This is a genomic window from Bradyrhizobium sp. (assembly GCF_050014615.1).
Classification (GTDB): domain Bacteria; phylum Pseudomonadota; class Alphaproteobacteria; order Rhizobiales; family Xanthobacteraceae; genus Bradyrhizobium.
Genome location: NZ_JBEKCZ010000353.1, coordinates 1 through 4,925, shown reverse-complemented (window position 1 = coordinate 4,925; position 4,925 = coordinate 1). Strand labels below are relative to the sequence as shown.

At 64.8% G+C, this 4,925-nt stretch carries 1 protein-coding gene and 2 pseudogenes; 2 read left to right on the top strand and 1 reads right to left on the bottom strand.

Annotated elements, in window-relative coordinates; all coding sequences use genetic code 11:
- Positions 1-1,032 (top strand): DNA repair protein RecN (locus tag ABR948_RS29460; RefSeq protein WP_490337860.1); only part of this gene is annotated, 1,032 nt, incomplete at its 5' end.
- Positions 1,033-1,117: 85 nt separating this feature from the next.
- Positions 1,118-3,294: pseudogene (gene ligA, locus ABR948_RS29455) on the top strand (NAD-dependent DNA ligase LigA).
- A 162-nt stretch (positions 3,295-3,456) separates the two neighbouring features.
- On the opposite strand, the pseudogene ABR948_RS29450 reads toward ligA, so the two are convergent.
- Positions 3,457-4,740 (bottom strand): annotated as a pseudogene (locus tag ABR948_RS29450) (multidrug effflux MFS transporter).
- Positions 4,741-4,925 lie beyond the last annotated feature (185 nt).

Here is a 4,925-nt window from a genome sequence, read left to right as displayed (position 1 = left end):
ACCACCATGATGCAGGGCGAGAAGATCGCGACCGATTTGCGCGAGGCGCAGGACGCCGTCAGCGGCCATCATTCGCCGGTGGCGGCCTTGTCGGCGGCGGTACGCCGGCTGGAACGGCGGGCCGGCAATTCGCCTTCACTGGTCGAGCCCGCCGTGAAGGCGATCGATGCCGCCATCAACGCGCTGGAGGAAGCCGACCAGCATCTCACCGCGGCGTTGGTTGCGGCGGACTTCGACCCGTCGGAGCTCGAACGCATCGAGGAGCGGCTGTTCGCGCTACGCGCCGCGGCGCGCAAATATTCGACGCCGGTCGACGGCCTCGCGGCGCTGGCCGCGAAATACGCCGCCGACGTGGCGCTGATCGACGCCGGCGCCGACCAGTTGAAAAAGCTGGAGGCGGCCGCGGCCGAGGCCGACCAGCGCTACAGCGTGGCCGCGACCAAACTCTCGGCGGCGCGGACCAAATCCTCGGAAAAACTCAACAAATCAGTCAATGCCGAACTGGCGCCGCTGAAGCTCGAGCGCGCCAGGTTCATGACGCAGGTTGAATCCGATCCGAAATCGCCGGGTCCGCAGGGTTTCGATCGCGTCGAGTTCTGGGTCCAGACCAACCCCGGCACCAAGGCGGGACCGTTGATGAAAGTGGCCTCCGGCGGCGAGTTGTCGCGGTTCCTGCTGGCGCTCAAGGTGGTGCTGTCCGATCGCGGTTCGGCGCCCACGCTGGTGTTCGACGAAATCGATACGGGAGTGGGAGGTGCTGTGGCCGACGCCATCGGCGCCCGGCTGGCGCGGCTGGCGGGCAAGGTGCAGGTGATGGCGGTGACCCACGCGCCGCAGGTCGCCGCCCGCGCCGACCAGCATCTTCTGATTTCAAAGGACGCGCTCGACAAGGGCAAGCGCGTCGCCACCCGTGTCAACGCGCTCGCCGCCGATCACCGCCGCGAGGAAATCGCCCGCATGCTGGCCGGTGCCGAGATCACCGCCGAGGCGAGGGCGGCCGCCGAGCGGCTGCTGAAGGCCGCGACGGCGTGATCTGCCCCCCGCCGCGCGAGCGGGGCGAGACTGGAAGCCGTGTCGCCGCCTTTTCTCCAAATCGACTTCGTCGTATTCAAGAGCCATGGCCAAGACCGCAAAGAACAAACCTCCCCCCGCCGTCGACACCCTCACCAAAGCGCAGGCCAAGGTCGAGCTGACGCGGCTGACGCTCGACATCGAGCGCCACGACAGGGCCTATTATCTGGACGACGCGCCGAAGATTTCCGATGCCGACTACGACGCGCTGCGCCGGCGCTTCAACGCCATCGAAGCCCGGTTTCCGGAATTCGTCACCAGCTCGTCGCCGTCGCAAAAAATCGGCGCGGCGCCCAGCGGCCGATTCAAGAAGGTCCGGCACGCGGTGCCGATGCTGTCGCTCGACAACGCCTTTGCCGAGGAAGACGTCATCGATTTCGTCGGCCGCATCCGGCGCTTCCTGAAATTGGATGACGACGACAAGATCGACTTCAGTGCCGAGCCCAAGATCGACGGGCTTTCGATGTCGCTGCGTTACGAGGGCGGCGAACTCGTCACCGCCGCGACCCGTGGCGACGGCGCCGAGGGCGAGGACGTCACCGCCAATATCCGCACGCTCGAGGACGTGCCGAAAAAACTCAGGGGTCGCAACGTGCCTGAAATTTGCGAGGTGCGCGGCGAGGTCTACATGACCAAGCAGGCTTTTCTCGCGCTCAACGAGCGGCAGAAGGCCGCGGGCGAAACCATCTTCGCCAATCCGCGCAATTCGGCGGCCGGTTCCTTGCGCCAGAAGGATCCGTCGATTACCGCCTCGCGTCCGCTCGGCTTCTTTGCCTATGCCTGGGGCGAGATGGCCAAGATGCCGGCCGATACGCAATCGGGCATGATCGCCTGGTTCGAGCGCTGCGGCTTTACCACCAACCCGCTGACCAGGCTTTGCCACTCGGTCGAGCAGTTGATCGCGTTCCACCGCAAGATCGAGGAGGCGCGCGCCAAGCTCGATTACGACATCGACGGCGTCGTCTACAAAGTGGACCGGCTCGACTGGCAGGAGCGGCTCGGCTTCGTGTCGCGCACGCCGCGCTGGGCGATCGCGCATAAATTCCCGGCCGAGCGCGCTGTCACGGTGCTGCGGGATATCGAAATCCAGGTCGGGCGCACCGGCTCGAAATCCAGGTCGGGCGCACCGGCTCGTTCACGCCGGTCGGCAAGCTGGAGCCGGTCGGTGTCGGCGGCGTCATCGTGCAGAACGTCACGCTGCACAATGAAGACTATATTCGGGGAATCGGTGGCGACGGTGAGCAATTGCGCGAGGGCCGCGATATCCGGATCGGCGACACCGTCGTGGTGCAGCGCGCCGGCGACGTCATTCCCCAGATCGTCGATGTCGTGATCGACAAGCGGCCCAAGACGGCCCTGGAATATCAATTTCCGAAAAAATGCCCATGCCCGCTGCATACCGATGTCGTGCGTGAGGAAACCGCTGCCGGCGAGGAGGGCTCGCGCGCCCGCTGCACCGGCGAATTTGCCTGTCCGTACCAGAAGATCGAGCATCTCAAGTTGTTCGCCTCGCGCCGCGCCTTCGACATCGACGGGCTCGGCGAAAAGCAGATCGAGTTCTTTTTCGAGCAGGGCTGGGTCAAGGAGCCCGCCGATATCTTCACGCTGCCGGCGCGCAACACGAGGCTCAAGCTGGAGGCGATCGAAGGCTACGGCGAAACCTCGGTGCGCAATCTGTTCGCCGCCATCGAGGGGCGGCGGAGGATCGCGCTGGAACGCTTTATCTTCGCGCTCGGCATGCGCCACGTCGGCGAAACCACGGCGCTGGCGCTGGCGCGCGGCTACGGCTCGTGGGCGGCCTTTCATGACGCCTGCCTGCGGGTCGCCAAGGACGACGAAGAGGCCATCGCCGAGATGGACGCGCTCGACCAGATCGGCGAAACGGTCATTGCCAGCATCGGGGCCTATTTCGGCGAAAGCCATAATCGCGGTATCGTCGAGCGGCTCACCAAAGAGGTCACGATCCTCGACGCCGAAAAACCGAAGAGCAATTCGGCCGTTGCCGGCAAGACCGTGGTGTTCACCGGTGCGCTGGAAAAGATGACCCGCGACGAAGCCAAGGCCACCGCCGAGCGGCTCGGCGCCAAGGCCGCGGGCTCGGTATCGAAGAAAACCGATTACGTGGTCGCGGGTCCCGGCGCCGGCTCGAAACTCGCCGAGGCCAAAAAGCATGGCGTTGCCGTGCTGACCGAGGATGAGTGGCTGAAGCTGATCGGGGAGTGAGGATATTTTCTTCGTCATCCCCACGGCTGTCATCACCCGCGCATGCGGGTGATCCAGTATTCCAGAGGCGGTTGTATTTGAACCGAGACGCCGCGGCGTACTGGATACCCCGCTTTCGCGGGGTATGACGACGGGGTTTTTCACGGCACACGCCGGTCGCCCCTACAACAACCCGGTCTCTTCCTCTTCCGCCTGCTCGATCAACTGCTCGCTGACCACCAACGTGCGGCGCGGCACCAGGAAGACCATCGTCGAGGCGCAGGCGATCGAAAGCACGACAACGGCGACATTGAGCGGCACCGGTGTCGCAAAATGGCCGCCGAGATAGGCGCCGGATTGCGAGAGCAGGGAGCCCAGCCCCATCTGCAGAAATCCCATCGCGCCCGACGCGGTGCCGGCGGCTTCCGGACGGATGCTGATGGCGCCGGCCGCCGAGTTCGACATCACGAAGGCGTTGGCGAACATCACCAGCATCTGGGTGCCGAACAGCCATGACGGCGCCTGGTTCAGCCCGGCGACGCCCCAGGCGAGGTTCAAAAGGCTGCCGGCGACTTGCAGCACCAATCCGAACCAGATCAGTTTTTCCAGCGAGTGCCGCGGCGCGAACCGGACGCAGAACAAATTGCCGATCAGATAGGCGAAGGCCGTGGTCGCAAACCACGCGCCATATTCGGCGCTGGAACGGCCCATCTGCGTGACGACGATATAGGGTCCGGCGCCGGCGAAGATGAAGATGATCTGCGAGGCCAGCACCTGGCACAGCACGTAGCCGATGAAGGGGCGGCTCTTGACCAGATCGCCGACATCGCTGCGAAATCCGCCGGCCTCGAGGCGATCGCGGCGCGTCTCCGGCAGCAAGCCGGCGATGGCTGCGGCGATGACGATCGACAGGGCGGTGATGACATACAGGATCGAGCGCTAGCCGAATGCGAGCTCGAGCAGGCCGCCAGTCAGCGGGCTCAGCATCTGCGCGATCATCAGCGCCGCGATCACGAGGCTGATCATCGAGCTGATGCGCTCGCGGCTATAGAGATCGCGGATGATGGCGCGGCTCACCACCATGCCGGTGGCGCCGCCCAGCGCCTGCAGAAAACGCGCCGCGATCAATTGCGGCAAACTCTGCGCAAAAATGCAGGCGATGCTCGCCAGCACCATCAGGCCGAGCCCGGCCAGCAGCACCGGACGGCGTCCGAACCGGTCCGACAGCGGTCCCATGATGATTTGCGAGCAGGCGATGCCGACCATGTAGAGCGACACGGTCATCTGCGCGACCCCGATATCGCGGCCGAATGTAGTGGCCAGCATCGGCAGCGCAGGTACCAGCATATAGAGCGAAATCGGCGCAACGCCGGTCATGACGACCAGCAACAGCAGCACGATCTTCGGTGGCGCGCTGCGGATGTCGTCTGTCGCCGGACCCGGCGGCTTGCCCACTACTCCGTGCATGAAAGTCTGATCCAATCCTGTGAGTCAGACTGTAGCGTTATCCCGCCGTCGCAACATGGCCGTTTCGGAATGCGGCTATTCGTTTTTCGGGTGGCGGCTTGGTTGATGCATTATTCGCTGTCTCGCCGACGATGGTGCGCCCCCTCTCCCCTTGTGGGAGAGGGTTGGGGTGAGGGGTTACGGTC